Source organism: Limnohabitans sp. Hippo4 (genome assembly GCF_003063605.1).
Lineage (GTDB): Bacteria > Pseudomonadota > Gammaproteobacteria > Burkholderiales > Burkholderiaceae_C > Limnohabitans_A.
The window spans coordinates 70,708-90,908 of the sequence record NZ_NESE01000005.1 but is presented as its reverse complement, the minus strand read 5'-3'; the positions used below and the strand labels follow the sequence as shown (position 1 = coordinate 90,908).

Annotated in this window: 17 protein-coding genes; 9 read left to right on the top strand and 8 right to left on the bottom strand. The window is 54.1% G+C overall.

Annotation, left to right across the window (positions count from 1 at the left end; translation table 11 throughout):
• Positions 1-24: 24 nt before the first annotated feature.
• From aroE to B9Z46_RS12750, 3 genes are read right to left on the bottom strand one after another with little or no spacing between them, the layout of a single operon-like run.
• Positions 25-867, bottom strand: coding sequence for a shikimate dehydrogenase (gene aroE / locus B9Z46_RS12760; RefSeq protein ID WP_108257027.1), 843 nt, complete (start codon positions 865-867; stop codon positions 25-27).
• 13 nt (positions 868-880) lie between these two features.
• A complete protein-coding gene (locus B9Z46_RS12755) occupies positions 881-1,807 on the bottom strand; it encodes a TonB family protein (RefSeq protein WP_108257025.1) in 927 nt (308 codons plus the stop codon).
• A gap of 3 nt (positions 1,808-1,810) precedes the next feature.
• The gene (locus B9Z46_RS12750; RefSeq protein ID WP_108257115.1) at positions 1,811-3,880 is read right to left on the bottom strand and encodes a ribonuclease catalytic domain-containing protein; all 2,070 of its coding nucleotides are present in this window, start codon (positions 3,878-3,880) and stop codon (positions 1,811-1,813) included.
• Positions 3,881-3,980: 100 nt separating this feature from the next.
• On the opposite strand from B9Z46_RS12750, the gene rodA reads away from it, so the two are divergent.
• The 3 genes from rodA to B9Z46_RS12735 all read left to right on the top strand — a co-directional run bounded on the left by rodA (position 3,981) and on the right by B9Z46_RS12735 (position 8,024).
• On the top strand, positions 3,981-5,135 hold the full coding sequence (gene rodA, locus B9Z46_RS12745; RefSeq protein WP_108257023.1) for a rod shape-determining protein RodA: 1,155 nt from the start codon (positions 3,981-3,983) through the stop codon (positions 5,133-5,135).
• 70 nt (positions 5,136-5,205) lie between these two features.
• Complete coding sequence (tldD, locus tag B9Z46_RS12740; protein ID WP_108257021.1) at positions 5,206-6,666, top strand: metalloprotease TldD; 1,461 nt, start codon at positions 5,206-5,208, stop codon at positions 6,664-6,666.
• A 233-nt stretch (positions 6,667-6,899) separates the two neighbouring features.
• Entirely contained in the window at positions 6,900-8,024 is a 1,125-nt protein-coding gene (locus tag B9Z46_RS12735; RefSeq protein WP_055361633.1) for a 3-deoxy-7-phosphoheptulonate synthase, read from the top strand.
• Between the two features lie 73 nt (positions 8,025-8,097).
• Here the strand turns inward: B9Z46_RS12735 and mpl are convergent, their stop codons facing one another.
• Positions 8,098-9,486: a UDP-N-acetylmuramate:L-alanyl-gamma-D-glutamyl-meso-diaminopimelate ligase gene (gene mpl / locus B9Z46_RS12730; protein ID WP_108257019.1), complete on the bottom strand. Its 1,389-nt coding sequence runs from the start codon at positions 9,484-9,486 to the stop codon at positions 8,098-8,100.
• Positions 9,487-9,517: 31 nt separating this feature from the next.
• Here mpl and B9Z46_RS12725 point away from each other — a divergent pair, with 31 nt between their 5' ends.
• The 6 genes from B9Z46_RS12725 to B9Z46_RS12700 all read left to right on the top strand — a co-directional run bounded on the left by B9Z46_RS12725 (position 9,518) and on the right by B9Z46_RS12700 (position 14,112).
• Positions 9,518-10,102: a hypothetical protein gene (locus B9Z46_RS12725; RefSeq protein WP_108257114.1), complete on the top strand. Its 585-nt coding sequence runs from the start codon at positions 9,518-9,520 to the stop codon at positions 10,100-10,102.
• 33 nt (positions 10,103-10,135) lie between these two features.
• Positions 10,136-10,723 (top strand): TlpA disulfide reductase family protein, encoded by a 588-nt coding sequence (locus B9Z46_RS12720; RefSeq protein WP_233246014.1) that lies wholly within the window; start codon positions 10,136-10,138, stop codon positions 10,721-10,723.
• A gap of 149 nt (positions 10,724-10,872) precedes the next feature.
• On the top strand, positions 10,873-11,364 hold the full coding sequence (gene accB, locus B9Z46_RS12715; protein WP_108257017.1) for an acetyl-CoA carboxylase biotin carboxyl carrier protein: 492 nt from the start codon (positions 10,873-10,875) through the stop codon (positions 11,362-11,364).
• Positions 11,365-11,379: 15 nt separating this feature from the next.
• A complete protein-coding gene (gene accC / locus B9Z46_RS12710) occupies positions 11,380-12,729 on the top strand; it encodes an acetyl-CoA carboxylase biotin carboxylase subunit (protein ID WP_055361630.1) in 1,350 nt (449 codons plus the stop codon).
• Between the two features lie 3 nt (positions 12,730-12,732).
• Positions 12,733-13,617, top strand: coding sequence for a 50S ribosomal protein L11 methyltransferase (prmA, locus tag B9Z46_RS12705; protein WP_055361629.1), 885 nt, complete (start codon positions 12,733-12,735; stop codon positions 13,615-13,617).
• 3 nt (positions 13,618-13,620) lie between these two features.
• Positions 13,621-14,112 carry a DUF3426 domain-containing protein gene (locus B9Z46_RS12700; protein WP_108257015.1) on the top strand — a complete coding sequence of 164 codons (492 nt, stop codon included), beginning with the start codon at positions 13,621-13,623 and terminating at the stop codon, positions 14,110-14,112.
• 76 nt (positions 14,113-14,188) lie between these two features.
• On the opposite strand, the gene B9Z46_RS12695 is transcribed toward B9Z46_RS12700, so the two are convergent.
• The 4 genes from B9Z46_RS12695 to ampD form a co-directional block, all read right to left on the bottom strand.
• Positions 14,189-14,674 (bottom strand): histone H1-like repetitive region-containing protein, encoded by a 486-nt coding sequence (locus B9Z46_RS12695; RefSeq protein WP_055362067.1) that lies wholly within the window; start codon positions 14,672-14,674, stop codon positions 14,189-14,191.
• A 186-nt stretch (positions 14,675-14,860) separates the two neighbouring features.
• On the bottom strand, positions 14,861-16,051 hold the full coding sequence (locus tag B9Z46_RS12690; RefSeq protein WP_055361626.1) for a ribonucleotide-diphosphate reductase subunit beta: 1,191 nt from the start codon (positions 16,049-16,051) through the stop codon (positions 14,861-14,863).
• Positions 16,052-16,210: 159 nt separating this feature from the next.
• On the bottom strand, positions 16,211-19,123 hold the full coding sequence (locus B9Z46_RS12685) for a ribonucleoside-diphosphate reductase subunit alpha (RefSeq protein ID WP_108257013.1): 2,913 nt from the start codon (positions 19,121-19,123) through the stop codon (positions 16,211-16,213).
• Between the two features lie 478 nt (positions 19,124-19,601).
• Positions 19,602-20,171, bottom strand: coding sequence for a 1,6-anhydro-N-acetylmuramyl-L-alanine amidase AmpD (gene ampD, locus B9Z46_RS12680; RefSeq protein ID WP_108257011.1), 570 nt, complete (start codon positions 20,169-20,171; stop codon positions 19,602-19,604).
• Between the last annotated feature and the right edge of the window lie 30 nt (positions 20,172-20,201).

Below are 20,201 nucleotides of genomic sequence, written 5' to 3'. Positions count from 1 at the left end.
GAATGACGTTGTTGAAAGAGAAGATCAGGACTGCGCCAACAAGGCGCGCAGCTCGGCCAAAACAGGTGCTGTAGGTGGGCGGACGCCACGCCAGACATAGAAGGATTCGGCGGCTTGCTCGACCAGCATGCCCAGCCCATCACGCGCTTGTGCGCCGTGTGCAGTGGCCCATTGCATGAAGCTTTGTGCCGCAGGACCGTACATCAAATCGCAAGCCATACCGCCTTGTTTGAGAACGCTGTGAGGCACGGGCACTTCGCCTTGATGCAAGCTACTGCTGGACGCATTGATCACCACATCAAAGGACTGACTGAACAGCCCTTCGTGTTGCAAACTCAAGGCCTGGCACTCGACCCCTTGCTCAGAGGCCAATGTGGTATGCCGTTGCACCAGTTCCGTGGCTTTCTCGGCCGTTCGATTGGTGACCCAGAGTTGGCGCGGTTTTTCGCACAGCAGGGGCCCCAAGACGCCTGCTGCGGCACCGCCCGCACCAATCAACAAAACGCTTTTGCCTTGAAGCTGACAGCCCGCGTTGCGGACCAAGTCGGTGACCAAGCCTAAGCCGTCGGTGTTCTCGCCATAGATGGTTTGTCCGTCAAATTTCAAGGTGTTGCAAGCTTGCGCCAGAAGCACACGGGGACTGCAGTGGGTGGCCAATGCCGCAGCTTCTGTTTTGAAGGGCAAGGTGACGTTGCAACCTTTGCCGCCTTGGTGTTGGAAGGCATGCAAGCTGTTGGCAAATCCGTCCAGCGGCGCTTTTGTCTTGTGATACACCATACTTTGATCGGTCAGCTGTGCAAAACGTGCGTGAATCCACGGCGATTTGCTGTGTTCAATGGGGTGGCCGAAAACGCAGTACGTGTCCATGCAATTCAATCGCTTATGGGGTTCGTTGAATGGGTGTTGAGCGAGCTGAAGCGGCACTGTTTTGAGGTGCCAACATGTTGGTTTCTAGGGTTTCATCGCGCGCAAAGTGAAAGCGTGACACCACCACCAATTGGTCCGCTTGACGTTTCATCTCTGGCGTGAATGCATCAAAGGGTGAGGCACCGCGCACGATGGCTTGCGCGCGTTTGTCTAGCAGGGGTTTGCCAGATGCACTGGCAATTTCAGTTTCAAGCACACGGCCTTTGGCATCGAGGGTGATGACCATGGTGAGGCTGCCGTAGAGTTTTTCGCCGCCCGCTTGCGGAAAATTTTCTGTCCCTGTGAGTTCGATGGTGCGACGCATCTTGTCGTAGTAACGCGCAAAGGAAACTTCTTGGGTGGCAGGGCCAATGTAGCGTTTTTTGGGACCGCCTTGCAGAGCTTGTGATTGCTTTTCAATTTGCGCCAACTGGCTGGCGAGCTGGTGTTTGCGCTCAATCACGGCATCGGTCTTGCCGTCACTGGCCGCGCTTGGCGCTTGGTTGCTGAGCTGTGACAACTCTTGCTTGAGTTGTTCGATGAGCCGCACTTGTTCGTTTTTCAGCGTCTCAATTTTTTTCTCAACTTGCTGCAACTCTTGGCCGTTTTGATCTTGCACATTGGCACTGAAAGGGCTGCTTTGGATCGCGGTTCCTGGCACTTGACCACCGCCTGCCAAATTGACCTGCGCCAATGCCAAGGGTGCATCGGGCGCGTTGGTGCTGCGTGAATTGACCAACACCACTTCCAAAGTGTTGGTTTCAAACATGCGATCAAAGGTGGCAGGCGAGACCCATTTCAAGGTGAGCAGTGCCGCATGCACCAGCACCGAAACACCCAAAGCCCACACCAAGGTGCGGTGCGAAGTGCTTGCAGAAAAAGGTGCGGTTGACGTCGACATGAATTATTCTTCGGCGGGCGCCTCGTTGACGTTCAGCGCAATGGCAATGGGGCCTGTGGCCGCTTCATCCAGATCTTCCATGGCCTCATCCAAACTTGCCTCGCTGTCCTCGGCTTCAGAATGTTCGCTGATGATTTTCTCGATGACGGTGCCACTGACGTCCAGCGCCATGGCATCGATGGCGCCCAATTGAACCTTGACCTTGTCACCCCGCGTCAAGCCTGATGCGCCCATGACAGTGAGCATCAGTGGCAGGTGGTCTGCGCGCACCAACCAACTGCCACCCGCCATTTCTTTGACCAAACTGGCCACCACTTCCGTGATGTTTTCTTGCTTCAGGTATTGCAATGTCCAAAAGCGCTCCATGCCGGATTGGTAGCCGTTGTAAGCGGTGTAGGCCGCATCAAAGGCACTGATGATGGCAAACAGTTGTGCATCCTTCGGTTTGAAGGGGGCGGCCAATGCCGCTGTGGCGCCGTGTTGGGCGCAGGCAATGATTTGCCATTGATTAACCAAGTCGGTGTAACGGCGCAAGGGTGAAGTGCTCCACGCATACGCAGGCACGCCAATGCCAGCATGCGGCAGGGCCTTGGTGCCCATGCGCACTTTGACGCCGGGTGCCATGCTGGCTTGGCTGCGGTAGATGGCTGGAACGCCCAAACTGGCCAGCCATTGGCCCCATGTGCTGTTGGCCAAGATCATGGCCTCGGCCACGATCAAGTCGAGGGGCGCGCCGCGTTGGCGTACCGAAATCTGCACCGACTCTTGACCTGTGGGCGGCGTGTCTTTGTTGTCACGGACCAAACGGAAGTTGTAGTCGGGGCGGTTGAAATTCTCGGGCTTGCCGCGCACCACTTCGCGGCCCGCCTTGAGGTGTTGTGCCAAGCGCCAGAAAAATGCCAATTCGCTGTGCGCAATCGGCAGTTGGGGTTCACCTTCACGGGCTGCGGGTGCAGCATCCTCTAACCAAGCTTGTGTCACCCATTGATCGAGTTGATCGTGGCGCAAATTGGCGTTGATGGGCACGCGCTCCAATTTGGTTTCGGTGTGTTGAATGCTGAGCGTGGCTTCGTCCAACGTGACGTACAGCGACACCGCTGGGCAGGCCTGGCCTTCGGCCAAGGTGTAGCTTTGCACCACTTCATCAGGCAGCATGGTGATTTTGTAGCCCGGCATGTAGACGGTGGACAAACGGTTGCGGCCCACGTTGTCGATGGCGCTGTTGGGCGCGATGGCCAAGCCAGGGGCGGCAATGTGAATGCCCACCACCACTTGGCCGGAGCCCAGCCCTTGCAAAGACAAGGCATCGTCGATTTCAGTGGTTTGTGAATCGTCGATGGAGTAGGCCTGTACGTTGGCCAATGGCAATTCCTGCGCAATGGCAGGCGCCTCCAATTTGGGAAAGCCAGTGCCCTTGGGGAAGTTGTCAAACAAAAAGCGTTGCCAATGAAAGTCATAGGCGCTGGCAATGGCACCGGCGTTTTGCAGCAAAGTCAGCGGCGCCGTTTGGCTGGCACGACTGGCCTCGACCACCGCTTTGTATTCGGGTGCATTCTTGTCGGGGCGGAACAAAATTTTGTAGAGCTGCTCTTTGATGGGGGCAGGGCATTGACCCGCCATCAGTTCGTGCGACCAACTTTCAATCTGCGCTTGAATTTGTTTTTTCTTCTCTATCCCTGCCAAAGCCAATTGCACTGTTTCGGCAGAGGCCTTTTTGAATCGGCCTTTGCCAGCACGGCGAAAATAATGTGGCGCTTCGTAGAGGCGAATGAGGGCCCCCACCTGCTGCGCGGTGGTGGCATCTGCATTGAAATACTCGCGGGCCACTTCGGCAAAACCGAACTCGGTGTCGGGCGCGAATTCCCACGCCAAATCAAGCTCAATGCTTTGGCTGATGGTGGCAGCGTCTGCCAAGAGTTGGGCTGGTGCTGGCTTGTCAAATTTCAAAAGCACATTGGCGCCTTTGACTTTGACCCGCTTGCCGCTGTCCAATTCCACTTGCACCGAGGCTTCTGCCTCTGACAAGACGCGTCCGGCAACAAATTTGCCAGCTTCTTCAAACAATAAAAACATGAGCGCAATTGTCCCATGCGCAGGCCCTTGGGCAAGCCTGAGGTGGTTCAAATTTAGGGTGAAAGCGCCTAAATCTGCCGAAGCAAAGGATAATTCGGCCATGTCCCGTGTCATCGAAAAACCCAGTTGGTCGTCTCGCTTCCTTCATTTGTTTGAAGGTTTTGACGGGCCATTGGCCTTTGCGGTCTTTGTGCTGGCCTGCGCGGGCATGCTCATCATGTACTCCTCGGGCTACGACCATGGCACGCGTTTTGTCGACCATGGGCGCAACATGCTGATTGCCGGCACCATCATGTTTGTGGTGGCGCAAATTCCACCGCAGCGGCTAATGACCTTGGCGGTGCCCATTTATACGGCGGGCGTGCTGCTGTTGATTGCCGTGGCCATTTTTGGTATCACCAAGAAGGGTGCGCGGCGCTGGCTCAACGTCGGTGTGGTCATTCAGCCCAGCGAAATTCTCAAAATTGCCATGCCCCTGATGCTGTCTTGGTGGTTCCAAAAGCGGGAAGGCCAACTTCGACCGCTTGATTTCTTGGTGGCAGCTTTGTTGTTGATGGTGCCAGTGGGACTGATCATGCGTCAGCCCGATTTGGGAACTGCTTTGCTGGTGCTCAGCACGGGTGTGGCCGTGCTGTTTTTTGCAGGTTTGAGTTGGCGCTTGATCTTGCCGCCGGTCTTGCTGGGCTTGATTGGATTGAGTTTGCTGGTGGCGTTTGAAACGCAGTTGTGCGCTGAAGGGGTAGATTGGAAGGTTTTGCACGAGTACCAACGGCAGCGCGTTTGCACCTTGCTCGACCCAGCGCGAGACCCCTTGGGCAAAGGCTTTCACATCATTCAAGGCATGATTGCCATTGGTTCGGGCGGCTTTTGGGGCAAGGGGTTCATGCAGGGCACGCAAACCCACTTGGAGTTCATTCCCGAGCGCACCACCGACTTTATCTTTGCGGCTTTTTCGGAAGAGTTTGGCCTGCTCGGCACCTTCCTTTTAATCATCTGCTTCTTCTTTTTGGTGTTCCGCGGTTTGGTCATTGCCAAAGAGGCGCCCACCTTGTTCACCCGTTTGTTGGCCGGCAGTGTCAGCATGATTTTCTTCACCTATGCCTTTGTCAACATGGGCATGGTCAGTGGCATCCTGCCTGTGGTGGGCGTGCCTTTGCCTTTCATCAGCTATGGCGGCACCGCCATGGTCACATTGGGTTTGGGCTTGGGCATTTTGATGTCCATTGCCAAAGCCAAACGTCTGGTTCAAACCTAAGCGCGTGAAACTCACAAGGCCAGCTGACCGGTGTTCAGCAGGGCCTTCTGAGCTTGCCTACAATGGCAGCATGATTTCACGTGAACCCACTCTTGAACGTCTGGCCACAGCCAGGTCCTTGTTGCTCGAGCCTTTTGGCTTGGACGAAACCCATTTGGCCAAGGCCTTGAACGCCATTCAGGCCCACAAGGTTGACGACGCCGATTTGTATTTCCAATACACCCGTGCAGAAGGCTGGAGCCTTGAAGAGGGCATTGTGAAAACGGGCAGTTTCAGCATCGACCAAGGCGTGGGTGTTCGCGCCGTTGCGGGTGAAAAAACGGCCTTTGCATACTCTGATGACATTTCAGAAGCTTCCTTGATGGATGCTGCGCAAACGGTGCGTGCCATTGCACAGGCCAACCAAAATAAAAAAGCCAAAGTGACCCCGCGCAAAATTGCGGGCATGCGCTCGCTGTACCCCTCTCTTGACCCCATCAGCTCGCTCAACAGCACTGACAAAGTCCAGTTGCTAGAAAAAGTAGAGCAATTGGCGCGTGCCAAAGACCCCCGCGTAGTGCAAGTCATGGCGGGTTTGGCCAGTGAATACGATGTGGTCATGGTGGCGCGTGCCGATGGCACCTTGGCCGCCGATGTGCGACCCTTGGTCCGCTTGTCGGTCACGGTCATTGCTGAACAAAATGGCCGACGCGAGGTTGGCAGTGGCGGTGGCGGTGGCCGATTTGGCATGGCTTATTTTGACGATGCCATGGTCAATGCTTATGTGGACGATGCCGTGCATGCAGCCCTCACCAACTTGGACGCACGACCTGCGCCTGCTGGCGTGATGACCGTCGTCTTGGGCCCAGGTTGGCCTGGTGTCTTGTTGCACGAGGCCATTGGTCATGGCTTAGAAGGCGATTTCAACCGCAAAGGCTCCAGCGCTTTCAGTGGCATGATTGGCAAACGCGTGGCAGCCAAAGGCGTCACCGTGCTGGACGATGGCACCATTTCTGATCGCCGTGGCTCTTTGAATGTGGACGATGAAGGCTGCGCTAGCCAGCGCAATGTGCTGATCGAAGACGGCATTTTGAAAGGCTACATCCAAGACGCCATGAACGCGCGCTTGATGGGTGTGAAGCCTACAGGCAACGGTCGCCGTGAAAGCTATGCGCACATTCCCATGCCGCGCATGACCAACACCTACATGTTGGGTGGCGACAAAGCGCCTGAAGAAATTGTGGCCAGCATCAAGAAAGGCTTGTACGCCACCAACTTTGGCGGTGGCCAAGTGGACATCACCAGCGGCAAGTTTGTGTTCTCTGCCAGTGAAGCCTATTGGGTTGAAAACGGCAAGATTCAATACCCTGTGAAGGGCGCGACCTTGGTGGGCAGTGGCCCCGAATGCCTGAAACACGTCAGCATGATTGGCAACGACATGCGCCTTGACTCGGGTGTGGGTGTGTGTGGCAAAGAAGGTCAAAGTGTGCCTGTTGGCGTGGGCCAACCCACCTTGCGAATTGAAGGTTTGACCGTGGGCGGCACGGCTTAAGAGGGTTTTTCTTAGATTTCTTGTCAGAAAACTGCCAAAAACTTGTGCTACATTCCAAACCAATGAATACGCGCTTGAGCTTTTTTAGCTTTTATTTTGCATTCTCAGTCCTAGGCGGACGAGAGGCCAGCGCATAAGTCACTGAACCCCTCTACCAACCGCCGGACTCAACCCCCGGCGGTTTTTTTTTGCATCTCACCGAAACCATTTTTATTTTTGAACAGGAGCACACGATGAACACCAAAGCCAAAGCCAATTCGGAGCCTCGTTATGCGAACCCCACAGATCGCACTGGGCAAACCGATGACGAACGCATCAAGGACATCACCGTGTTGCCGCCGCCTGAGCATTTGATGCGCTTTTTCCCGATCACGGGAACGGCGGTGGAAACGCTCATTTCACAAACGCGTCGCAAGATTCACAACATCATGGCCGGCAAAGACGACCGTCTGCTGGTGGTCATTGGTCCTTGCTCGATTCACGACCCCGCAGCCGCTTTGGATTACGCACGTCGTCTGAAGCCTTTGCGCGACAAATACCAAGACACCTTGGAAATTGTGATGCGTGTCTACTTTGAAAAGCCCCGTACCACAGTGGGTTGGAAGGGTTTGATCAATGACCCCTACTTGGACGAGAGCTTCCGCATTGACGAAGGTTTGCGCATTGCACGTCAGTTGCTGATTGAAATCAACCGCCAAGGCTTGCCTGCAGGCAGTGAGTTCTTGGATGTGATTTCGCCTCAGTACATTGGCGATTTGATCAGCTGGGGCGCCATCGGCGCACGCACCACCGAAAGCCAAGTGCACCGCGAATTGGCTTCGGGTTTGTCGGCACCCATCGGCTTTAAAAATGGCACCGATGGCAACATCAAAATTGCCACCGACGCCATTCAAGCCGCCGAGCGTGGCCACCACTTTTTGTCGGTTCACAAGAACGGTCAAGTGGCGATTGTGCAAACCCAAGGCAATCCCGATTGCCATGTGATTTTGCGCGGCGGCAAAGCGCCCAATTACGATGAAGCCAGTGTCAATGCAGCTTGCAAAGACTTGGTGGCAGCCAAACTGAAGCCCACCTTGATGATCGATTGCAGCCATGCCAACAGCAGCAAGCAGCATGAGCGTCAAGTGGATGTGACGAATGACATTTCAGCGCAAATCAGCAAAGGCTCACATCAGATTTTTGGTGTGATGGTGGAAAGCCACTTAGAAGGGGGTGCGCAAAAATTCACGCCTGGCAAAGACGACCCCAGCGCATTGAAGTACGCGCAAAGCATCACCGATGCGTGCATTGGTTGGCCTGACAGCGAGAAGGTGTTGGAGACGCTGTCCAAAGCCGTGTTGGCACGTCGACAAAAATAAATGCAAAGGACGCGGAACTTTTAGACAAGGACCGTGCCAATGCTTCAAAAGCGCCTGTGTTCAGGCGCTTTTTTTATGCAGACTTCAATGCCTTCAAGAGCTTGTCGTGAATACCGCCAAAGCCGCCATTGCTCATGCACAGCAAATGGTCGCCAGGTTTCGCAGCGGCAAGCACTTGTTTGACCAAGTCCTCAATGGTGCTGGCCACTTGTGCTTTGGCCCCCATCTCGGCCAAGGCCGCGTGGGCATCCCAGTCCAAGCCACCGCTGTGACAAAAGGACAAATCGGCTTGTTCCAAGCTCCAAGGCAGTTGCGATTTCATGGTGCCCAGTTTCATGGTGTTGCTGCGCGGCTCGAAGATGGCCAGGATGCGCGCTTGACCGACTTGTCGGCGCAAGCCATCGAGGGTGGTGCGAATGGCGGTGGGGTGATGCGCAAAGTCATCGTAGACCGTCACACCCGCCACGGTACCGCGCACTTCCATGCGGCGCTTCACATTTTGAAAACTCGACAAAGCTTTGGCGGCCACATCGGGTGAGACACCTGCATGTTCGGCCGCTGCAATGGCGGCCAATGCGTTGTGCTGGTTGTGCACGCCGCCCAGCGACCATTGCACGTGCGCTACTTTGTGACCTTGGTGCAAGACTTCAAAATCACTGGGTTCGCCCAGCGCTGAAAAGTCACTGACGGCCGTGCCAAAGCTGCGGACCTCACTCCAGCAACCTTGCGCCAAGACACGCGTCAAACTCTCTTCCAGACCATTGACCACCAAGCGACCTTGACCTGGCACCGTGCGCACCAAGTGGTGAAACTGACGTTCAATGGCTTGGAGGTTGTCAAAGATATCGGCGTGGTCAAACTCCAAATTGTTCAAGATGGCGGTGCGAGGACGGTAGTGCACGAACTTGCTGCGCTTGTCGAAAAAAGCTGTGTCGTATTCATCTGCTTCGATCACGAAGTAGGGGCGCGAGTGGCCGTTGGCCAGTTGGCCAAGGCGTGCTGACACACCAAAGTTCAAGGGCACGCCACCCACCAAGAAGCCTGGCGTGAGACCGGCAGCTTCCAAGATCCATGTCAGCATGGAGGTGGTGGAGGTTTTGCCGTGGGTGCCAGCAACAGCCAGCACATGGCGACCTTGCAGCACGTGTTCTGCCAACCACTGGGGGCCACTGGTGTAGGGAGCGCCAGATTCCAAAATGGCTTCCATCAAGGGAAACTTGGGCTCGCCCGAGGGTAATCGGCTGCGGCTGACCACGTTGCCGACCACGTACAAATCGGGTTGAAGGCGCATTTGCTCAGCCCCAAAGCCTTCAATCAACTCAATGCCCAAGGCTTCCAGTTGGTCGCTCATGGGGGGATAGACGCCAGCGTCACAGCCTGTGACGCGATGTCCCGCTTCTCTTGCCAAGGCGGCCAAGCCTCCCATGAAGGTGCCGCAAATGCCCAATATATGTATATGCATAGGGAGATTTTAGGCGGTGCACAATGGCGTCATGGCAGATTTAACAGATGAAATTGCAGCCTCGGCTGCGCAATGTGTGGTGGAGGAGGGCTTGGAGTACGGGCCTGCCAAACGCCGCGCCTTGAAAATGCTGGGCTTGCCGCCAAGAACACCCCTGCCCAACAACGATCAAGTTGAAGCGCAGGTGCATGAATACATTGCCGTGTTTTGCGCGGACACCCAAGCTGCCGAATTGTTGGCATTGCGTCAGCACGCTTTGATGTGGATGAAGCGCTTGCAAGATTTCAGACCCTATTTGGGGGGTGCGGTGTGGCATGGCACGGCCACCCGGTTGTCAGACATTTACTTGCAGTTGTTTTGCGATGATGAGAAATCGTGCGAAATTGAGCTCATCAACCAGGGTGTTGACTTTGAAGCGCGAACGGTCAATGGCCTGCATGGTGATCCTGTGGAAGCCTTGAGCATCCACAGTTACTGCAAAGAGTTGGGTGAAGAAATTGGCGTGCACTTGCTGATCAATGAATACGACGATGTCCGAGGTGCCTTGAAGCTTGATTCCCAGGGCCGCTCGCCACGTGGTGATGCCTTGGCTGTGCAGCGCTTGATTGATGCATGATCCGGTTAAATGAACGAAGTTGATGGAAAAAGAATGTCAGATCAAGAAAATTTAAAGAAACAAGCCGTTCTCACCGAAGATTTGCAGGACAGTGGCATGGCGCGCCGTCACTGGATCACGGCAGGTGTGGCGGCGGCAGCCGGTTTGGCGGGTTCTTTTGTGGCTTGGCAAAAATACCAACCACAAGGTGTGATGGATGTGGCTGTCCAGAATTTCTGGAGTCAGACCTTCGAAAAGCCTGAAGGGGGTACTTTGGAGATGAAGGCGTTTCGAGGCAAACCCCTGTTGGTGAATTTTTGGGCCACCTGGTGTCCGCCTTGTATTGAAGAACTTCCTTTAATTGATGCCTTTTATAAGGCAAATCAATCTAAATCCTTTCAAGTTGTTGGTTTGGCTGTGGATCAACCTAGTCAGGTTCGACGCTTCTTGACGCAAAAGCCTTTGCAGTTCCCCAACGGTTTGGCGGGCATGGTGGGCACTGAGTTGGGGGTTAGCCTTGGCAACGCGCAAAGCGCTTTGCCCTACAGCGTACTTTTCGATGCAAAAGGTAGGCTTTTAGCGCAAAAAGCCGGCAAATTAGACCAAAAGGATTTGGACAGCTGGTTGCAAAAAGTGGCCTGAGCCCGGCATTTGCAAAGCGGACCTGCATCCTTGCCCCTTAAAAACTGGCTTCTTTCGGCCTTTAAGCTTGGAAATGAGTGCATTTGTAGCTATTTAAGAGGATTTTTAGTGTAAATTCCACGTTTTCGACAGCAAACACAGGGGGTAACATGGATTTGCGCAAATTGAAAACCTTGATCGACTTGGTTTCCGACTCCAACGTCACAGAACTGGAAATCACCGAGGCAGAAGGCAAGGTTCGAATTGTCAAAGGTGCTGTCGCTTCTGGCGCACCTGTCCACACGCATCAAGTCATGGTGCCAGCCGCTGCACCTGTTGCTGCTCCCGCCGCTGCGCCTTCGGTGTCAGAAATTGCAGAAGCTGCCGCTGTCACTGCGGCTGCCGTAGCCGCCGAGGCTGCTGCTGCAGGCCATACTGTCAAATCTCCCATGGTTGGCACGTTCTACAGATCGTCCAGTCCAGGTGCTGCCCCATTTGTTCAGGTGGGCGACACCGTCAAAGAAGGCGACACGCTGTGCATCATTGAAGCCATGAAGATTTTGAATGAAATCGAATCTGACAAGTCTGGCGTTGTGAAGCAAGTCTTGTGTGAAAACGGTCAGGCTGTTGAGTACGGCCAAGCTTTGTACATCATCGAATAAACCACCGGGATTCTCATGTTCAAGAAAATTCTGGTTGCCAATCGCGGGGAAATTGCCCTGCGAATTCAGCGTGCATGCCGCGAGCTCGGCATCAAAGCTGTCATGGTTTATTCCGAAGCCGATCGCGAAGCCAAGTACGTCAAACTGGCCGAAGAGGCCGTTTGCATTGGGCCCGCCGCGTCCAACCTCAGCTACCTCAACATGCCGGCCATCATTTCGGCAGCAGAAGTCACCGATGCTGAAGCCATTCACCCAGGCTACGGTTTTCTGAGCGAAAACGCCGACTTTGCCGAGCGTGTCGAAAAGAGCGGTTTCCAATTCATTGGACCTACGCCCGAGTCCATCCGCATCATGGGTGACAAAGTGTCGGCCAAACAAGCCATGATCAAGGCGGGCGTGCCCTGTGTGCCCGGCTCTGAAGGCGAGTTGCCCGATGATCCCGTCATCATCCGCCGCACGGCCAAAAGCATTGGCTACCCGGTCATCATCAAAGCTGCCGGTGGTGGTGGTGGGCGCGGTATGCGTGTGGTCCACACCGAAGCAGCCCTGATCAATGCGGTGCAAATGACCAAGGCCGAAGCGGGCGCTGCGTTTGGCAATCCTGCGGTGTACATGGAAAAGTACCTGCAGAATCCACGCCACATTGAAATTCAAATCTTGGCGGACAAACACAAGAACGCGGTTTACTTGGGTGAGCGCGATTGCTCCATGCAGCGCCGTCACCAAAAAGTGGTCGAAGAAGCACCAGCGCCTGGCATTCCCCGCAAACTGATCGACAAGATCGGCGAACGCTGTGTGGCTGCTTGCAAAAAAATCAATTACCGTGGTGCTGGCACCTTCGAGTTTTTGTATGAAAACGGAGAGTTCTATTTCATTGAAATGAACACCCGCGTCCAAGTTGAGCACCCCGTGACCGAGTGGATCACTGGCATCGACATTGTCAAAACACAAATTATGGTGGCCGCAGGTGAGAAGTTGCCATTCTCACAACGCCAAATTGAAATTCGAGGCCATGCCATCGAATGCCGTGTGAATGCTGAAGATCCCTTCAAGTTCACGCCTTCTCCTGGCCGAATTACCACTTGGCATGCACCAGGCGGTCCTGGTATTCGCGTGGACTCGCATGTCTACAACAATTACTTTGTGCCACCTAACTACGACTCCATGATTGGCAAAATCATTGCACATGGCGACACGCGCGAACAAGCCATTGCACGCATGCAAACTGCTTTGGGTGAAATGGTGGTGGAGGGCATCAGCACCAACATTCCATTGCACCGAGAAATTTTGCGTGATTCCAAATTCGTCTCAGGCGGCACCAACATCCATTACTTGGAAGAGTGGTTGCGTCAACGCAAAAGCTGACCTATGTATGAACTGAACTTGTTGTGCCCCGAGGCACGTGTGGATGTCTTGAGTGAAGCACTGGATGCATTGGATGCTTTGAGTGTGTCTGTGGAAGACGCCGACGCGGAAACCGAGCACGAACAAGCTTTGTTCGGCGAACCTGGCATGCCGCCCCCCAAAGACGGTTGGCAGCGTTCCAAGATGGTGGCCTTGTTTGCCAAAGAAGAACAAGCCCAAGAAGCAGCTGTCTTGTTGGCAGCGCAAGATTTTTTTGAGTCCTGCCAAATCTTGTCCATCGCGGCGGTGCCCGATCAAGATTGGGTTCGCCTCACACAGTCTCAATTTGCGCCCGTCGAAATCACGCCTGAGTTTTGGATCGTGCCCACATGGCATGAGCCTCCCGCCCAAGCGCGTGAAGTGATTCGCCTCGATCCAGGCCTGGCCTTTGGCACCGGAACGCATCCCACCACACGCATGTGTTTGCGTTGGATTGCCACGCACGAGGTGACATCGCAGCGGGTCTTGGATTACGGTTGTGGTTCTGGCATTTTGGCCATTGGTGCGGCCAAGTTTGGCGCGTCACACATTGATGCAGTCGACATTGATGAGGCCGCTGTCACGTCCACCGAACTCAATGCGCAAGCCAACGGCGTTCAGCTCAACGCGGGCTTGCCCGAATTGGCGCAAGGCACTTACAACACCGTTTTGGCCAATATTTTGGCCACGCCCTTGAAGGTGCTCGCCCCTCTGCTTTGCAGTCATGTGCATGCAGGCGGTCATTTGGTATTGGCAGGTATCTTGGAGCGCCAAGAAGAAGAACTCATCCAAGCCTATGCGCCCCACATCACCTTGAAGGTGGCGGATCGCGAAGATGGCTGGATTTTGATGACAGCGCAACGCAATTAAGCAATGACCAACGCTGGCTTGATCGCCTGGGCCTTCTTGGGTGTTTTGGGATTGGTGTTTCAGGCCAGCTTGTTTTTCAAAGATGAGTTGGCGGCGCATCAACCTGATTTGCGGCCAGCACTTGCCCAGTTGTGTTTGTGGGCGGATTGCAAAGTGGGCCCTCTGAAGCAAGCCGATGCGGTGGTCATTGATCATGCAGCCATTGACCAAGTGTCCTCCAGTTTGGATGCCTTGGACACGGCAGTCTCTTTGCATTGGGCCTTTGAAGTTCACCTGAGGAATTCGGCCAAAGTGCCTGTGGCAACGCCTTGGATCGAACTGACCCTCACGGATGCGCAAGACCAAGCGGTGATGCGCAAGGTCTTGGATTTGTCGCAGTGGGGCGGACCGCCAGTCATGGCTGCAGGCGACATTTTGCCCATGTCACTTCAACTTAGCTTGGTGAACCCCGAGGTCAATTTCGTCGGTTACCGTTTGCTGACTTTTTACCCCTGAATTTGGCCATGCCATGAAAAAAGCCCGACGCTTTTCAGCATCGGGCTTTTGCTTTCGCTAACGTATCAACGTTGAATCAAGGCTTGGCGGCCGAAGGAAACGGCCATGCAGCTTGAGGATTCAGTGCTGTCGAAGCGGGAGCAGGGGCAGCGGGTGCTTTCGCTGCTTTCTTAGCTACTTTTTTTTTAGCAGCTTTTTTGGGAGCTGCTTTTTTAGGAGCAGCTTTCTTTACAGCTTTCTTAGCAACGGCTTTTTTAGCGGCTTTTTTAGGAGCTGCTTTTTTAGCTGCTGCTTTTTTAGGAGCTGCTTTTTTAGCTGCGGCTTTTTTAGGAGCTGCTTTTTTAGGAGCTGCTGCCTTTTTTGCTACGGCCTTCTTAGGAGCTGCCTTTTTAGGAGCTGCTGCCTTTTTCGCTACGGCCTTCTTAGGAGCTGCTTTTTTAGGAGCTGCTGCCTTCTTAGGAGCTGCCTTTTTGGGAGCAGCGGCTTTTTTCACTACGGCCTTTTTAGGGGCTGCTTTTTTTGCTGCGACTTTTTTTGGTGCCGCTTTTTTTGCAGTTGCCATGATTTTTTTCTCCTTGATCAATTAGAAAAATCAACAGGGTGAAACACTTTGCAAATGTTGGAGTCGCAAAGCGATTCAAGGTGCTGAGAGTGAATCTCAACACCTTGAATGGGGAAAAACCTCACCCCAGCGCCGCTGAGCGCGGTCGTGGTGTGAGGTTTAAACAGGAACGTCATGTAGAAAGGTTCAGTCCCAAGACAGGGCGCCGCCCGACTGGTATTCAATGACGCGGGTCTCGAAGAAATTACGTTCTTTCTTCAAGTCAATCATTTCGCTCATCCATGGGAAGGGGTTCTCTTCGTTGGGGAAGAGGGCTTCCAAGCCAATTTGGGTGGCACGGCGGTTGGCGATGTAGCGCAAGTAACCTTTGAACATGGAAGCGTTAAGACCGAGCACGCCGCGGGGCATGGTGTCTTCGGCATAACGATATTCCAATTCAACAGCTTTCAAGAACAAAGCATTGATTTCGGCTTTGAATTCGGCCGTCCACAACTGGGGGTTTTCGAGTTTGATCTGGTTGATCAAGTCGATGCCGAAGTTGCAGTGCATGGATTCGTCGCGCAGGATGTACTGGTACTGCTCGGCAGCGCCAGTCATCTTGTTTTGACGGCCTAAAGCCAAAATTTGGGTAAAGCCCACGTAGAAGAACAAGCCTTCCATGAGGCAAGCAAACACGATGAGCGACTTCAAGAGGGTTTGGTCAGTTTCCTGCGTACCCGTTTTGAAGTTGGGGTCCATGATGGCGTGAATGAACGGAATCAGGAACTCGTCTTTGTCGCGAATGGACTGAACTTCGTTGTAGGCATTGAAGATTTCGCTTTCGTCCAGGCCCAAGGACTCAGTGATGTACTGGTAGGCGTGGGTGTGAATGGCTTCTTCAAAAGCCTGACGGAGCAAGAACTGACGGCACTCGGGCGCTGTGATGTGACGGTAAGTGCCCAGCGTGATGTTGTTGGCAGCCAATGAGTCGGCCGTGACGAAGAAGCCCAAGTTGCGCTTGACCAAGCGGCGCTCGTCTTCGGTCAAACCGTTGGGGTCTTTCCAGAGAGCGATGTCGCGTGTCATGTTGACTTCTTGCGGCATCCAGTGGTTGGCGCAAGTGGCGAGGTATTTTTCCCAAGCCCATTTGTATTTGAAAGGCACCAACTGGTTGACGTCGGTCTGGCCATTGATGATACGTTTGTCGGCGGCGTTGACGCGCTTTGAAGTGCCAGTGGCAGCGGTCATGACGGGAGAGGGTGCTGCAGTTACTGTGTTGACAGGTGAGCCGCTGAATGAAGACAGATCAGCGAAGCGGTCGGCAGATGGACCGCTTGGGGGAAAGCTTGGCATTGCAGGTTGCAACGCAGGTTTAGATGAATCGTCCCAGGACAACATAGAAATTTCCAATGAGTGAATTATGAAAGCTTGCGGACGAAATGCAAAGCAATGTTTTGAAATGAAATGAAATCACGCGAAGAAGTGTTGCGTTTTTGCATTGTATTTCTTCGTCGTGATTTTGAAATTGAGAAAAAGAATTTCCTGACGCTTGAAAAGTTATTGGCAAGCTTCGCAGCCAACATCGTCGATGGCTGTGAACTTCACATCGGTTGCAGGCACACCTGAGAACTGTGCGGGTGCAGATGCACTCGATGCAGATACGCCGCCAGTTGAAGAGCCAGAAGACACCGCATTCATCTGGTTGTTTGACACAGTTGATTTCTCGGCGTGTGTGGCGCTGATGGTGCGCAGGTAGTAAGTGGTTTTAAGACCGCGCAACCAAGCCAGCTTGTAGGTGTCGTCCAATTTTTTACCCGACGCGCCCGACATGTAGATGTTGAGCGACTGGGCTTGGTCAATCCATTTTTGGCGACGTGCAGCAGCTTCCACAATCCATGTGGTTTCCACTTCGAAGGCCGTGGCGTACAAGGCCTTGATTTCTTGTGGCACACGGTCGATGGGGCGCAATGAGCCGTCGAAGTGCTTCAAGTCCATGACCATGACATCGTCCCACAGACCGAGGCGCTTCAAATCGCGAACCAGGTAGCTGTTGATGATGGTGAACTCGCCAGACAAGTTGGACTTGACGGACAAATTGCCGAAGCAAGGCTCGATACAAGCGTCGACACCAATGATGTTGGAGATGGTGGCGGTAGGCGCAATGGCCACGCAGTTGGAGTTGCGCATGCCGTCTTTGGCAATCTTCTTGCGCAAAGCATCCCAGTCCATGGTGCTGCTGCGGTCGACTTCAACGTAACCACCGCGGGCTTTTTCCAGCAGGTTGAGGGTGTCCAAAGGCAAGATGCCTTGGTCCCACAAAGAACCTTTGTAACTAGAGTACTTGCCACGCTCGGCAGCCAACTCGGTAGAAGCCCAGTAAGCGTAGTAGCAGATGGCTTCCATGGACGTGTCGGCAAATTGCACGGCTTCTTGGGAGGCATAAGGCACACGCATTTGGTACAGCGCGTCTTGGAAGCCCATGAGACCCAAGCCCACGGGGCGGTGACGCATATTAGAGTCACGCGCTTTTTTGACCGCGTAGTAGTTGATGTCGATCACGTTGTCGAGCATGCGCATGGCCGTTTTAATGGTGCGCTGCAATTTGGCGTGGTCGATTTGCTTGCCGTTGGGGCCGTCCATCAAGTGCTGTGGCAAGTTGACCGAACCCAAATTGCACACCGCTGTTTCGGTGTCGCTGGTGTTCAAAGTGATTTCAGTGCACAGGTTGGAAGAGTGAACCACACCGGCGTGCTGCTGAGGTGAGCGCACGTTGCAAGCATCTTTGAAAGTGATCCAAGGATGGCCTGTTTCAAACAGCATGGACAACATCTTGCGCCACAGGTCATTGGCCTGAATGGTGCGGCTGGGCTTGATTTCGCCGGCTGCGGCTTTTTGCTCGTAAGCCACGTAGGCTTTTTCGAACTCAACACCAAACTTGTCGTGCAAATCGGGGCAATCGGAGGGCGAGAACAAAGTCCAAGTGCCTTTTTCCATCACGCGGCGCATGAACAAGTCGGGGATCCAGTTGGCGGTGTTCATGTCGTGCGTGCGGCGGCGGTCGTCGCCGGTGTTTTTGCGCAGTTCCAGGAACTCTTCAATGTCGAGGTGCCAAGTTTCTAGGTAAGTACAGACCGCACCTTTCCGCTTGCCGCCTTGGTTCACGGCCACAGCGGTGTCGTTGACCACTTTGAGGAAAGGCACCACGCCTTGTGATTCGCCGTTGGTGCCCTTGATGTGGCTGCCCAAAGCACGAACGCGGGTCCAGTCATTGCCCAAGCCGCCTGCAAATTTAGACAGCAAAGCGTTTTCTTTGATGGACTCGTAGATGCCGTCGAGGTCGTCGGGCACCGTGGTGAGGTAGCAGCTGGACAGCTGTGAGCGCAAACCTGCACTGTTAAACAGTGTGGGGGTGCTGGACATGAAGTCGAATGAAGACAGGACTTCGTAGAACTCGATGGCGCGGGCTTCGCGGTCGGCTTCGTTCAGGGCCAGGCCCATGGCGACGCGCATGAAGAAAGACTGGGGCAACTCGATGCGTGTTTTGCGAACGTGCAAGAAGTAGCGGTCGTACAAAGTTTGCAGGCCGAGGTAATCGAACTGCAGATCGCGCTCGGCTTTCAGGGCTGTGGCCAGCTTGCGCAGGTCAAATTGCAGGAGTTTTTCGTCGAGCAAGCCGTTGTCGACACCCTTTTTGATGTAGCCAGGGAAGTAGTCCACATAGTGAGAAGCCATGTCCTTCAAGAGCACCTCTTGGCCCAAAACTTCTTTGGCAATGGTGTGCATTAAGAGACGGGCTGTGACGTAGGTGTAGTCAGGATCCTTTTCGATCAGGGTGCGAGACGCCAAGATGGACGCCTTGTAAACCTCTTCCATGGGCACGCCGTCGTAGAGGTTGCGCATGGTTTCGGCCACGATGGGATCGGGATGGACGTCTTGGCCCAAACCGTGGCAAGCATTGACGATGAGGCCTTGCAAATAGTTGACGTCGAGGGGCACGCGCTGGCCGCCGTCCAAAACGTGCAAGGTGGGGTGGGCACTGACCGCGGCTTTTTCTTCTTTGACTTGGGCGCGTTCTTGGGTGCGACGTTCACGGTAGAGCACATAGGCACGAGCGACTTCGTGGTTGCTGCTGCGCATCAGGCCCAGCTCAACTTGGTCTTGCACGTCTTCAATGTGGAAGGTGCCGCCACCAGGACGTGAGCGCATCAGGGCGCGCACCACGTTTTGGGTGAGGCCGTCCACCACTTCTCGCACGCTGGCAGAAGCCGCACCTTGCGTACCGTGAACCGCCAAAAAGGCTTTCATCAAGGCAACCGCAATTTTGTTCGGCTCGAAGGGCACCACAGCGCCATTGCGGCGAATGATTTGGTAGTTGGCCAAAGCATGGGGTGCCGCAGCCGATGCGGTGGATGCATCGTTGGCACCCAAGAAGCCTTGGGGGTTCGATGTCGGATTTAGCTCAATTTGCATAGCGTTCTCTGTGGTCAGTGTCGGTTCAAAATTCTGGTTGGCTGCAGCCTTGCGGGGGCTTGGTTGAGCAGTCAAACGGGGTCGTCAAAGTGGTTTGTTTTCTGGTATTTCACCGAACAGTGTCTTTGGCGTTGGGACACTATATCTGGGGTCTGGGGTGAATTCAAGCCACTAGGGGTAGTGTACAGGCTAGCTTGGGTGCCTACAAACTTCTTGACAAAGGAGAGCGCATTTGTCCAACAAAAAAAGAGCAAATTTGGGGCATCAAAACGATGCCTTGAAATGCGCATCAAATCAGTCTGTTTGAATGGCCAATGAGGGCTGGCGTGCTTTGGCTTGCATTTGCTTGCGCAAAGCCTTGCAAATTCAAGGATTTGAGAATTCCCCTGATTTCACAAGTGACAAGCATGCGCCTGCTTGGTGCAAAAAAAAGTGCCTCAAGGGCACTCCAAATATTTTTGGATATTCAAAAATATTTTCAAAATTCGGGAAAGTACTGAGGCGGCCACGCGACATTTTTTTGCAACAGTGCCCAATCAAATCCAGGTCCTGGATCTTTTTTGCGACCCGGCGCGATGTGTTCGTGACCGGCCAGATACGCGATGGGGTATTGTTGTTTCAAGGCTTGGCATAGCTGCGTCAAACTGTCGTATTGGGCGGCTTCAAAAGTTTCACCTTCCAGGCCCTCCAGTTCAATGCCAATGGAGTCGTCGTTGCAGTTGCCGCGGCCACGGTAATGTGAAGCGCCGGCATGCCATGCACGGTCGTCACAACTGACGAACTGCCAGACTTTGCCTTGCCGCTCAATGAAGAAATGCGCAGACACTTCCAGGCCGCGAATGCTTTGAAAGTAAGGGTGTGCGTCCCAATCCAGTTGGTTGGTGAACAACTGTTGCACGGCTTGTGTGCCGTACTCACCCGGTGGCAAGCTGATGGAGTGAACCACGATCAAATCGATCTGGGCTTGCGCTGGCCGCGCGCCATGGTTGGGTGACACACATTTCTCAGCCGCTTGGCACCAGCCGTTTTGCCATTGATCGAAGCGCATGGTGTGGGCCTTGCGAGGGAAGAAGGGCGG